The 316-nt window shown below is 46.8% G+C and carries 1 protein-coding gene; it reads right to left on the bottom strand.

All coding sequences use genetic code 11. The features are described from left to right. Positions 1–316 (bottom strand): class I SAM-dependent methyltransferase (locus AAEZ03_RS26590; protein WP_350582774.1); only part of this gene is annotated, 316 nt, incomplete at both ends.

Raw genomic sequence — 316 nt, 5'->3', positions numbered from 1 at the left:
GGTATTGAGCTCTTGGTTTGAGAGCAGACAGCCACCAGGGAAAATATGGGTCTGGAAAAAGTCGACCGAATCGATATAGTCTTGATAGTTCTGATCATTAAAGGTAATCGCTTGCAGCACCATCAACCCTGTTGGCTTAAGCAAGCTATTACACTTGGCAAAAAACGTCGGCAAGAATTCATGTCCGACCGCTTCAATCATCTCAATACTGACCAGCTTGTCATACTGCCCAGTCAGCTCACGATAATCCTGCTTGAGAAGGGTGATTTTATCAGACAGTCCGGCAGCTTCGACCCGCTGCTGTGCCTCGTTATAC

It is taken from the genome of Pseudomonas sp. HY2-MNA-CIBAN-0224 (genome assembly GCF_040310285.1).
GTDB classification, from domain to species: Bacteria; Pseudomonadota; Gammaproteobacteria; order Pseudomonadales; family Pseudomonadaceae; genus Aquipseudomonas; species Aquipseudomonas helleri.
Note: the sequence above shows the minus strand (reverse complement) of the source record. Positions and strands in the feature narration are given on the sequence as shown.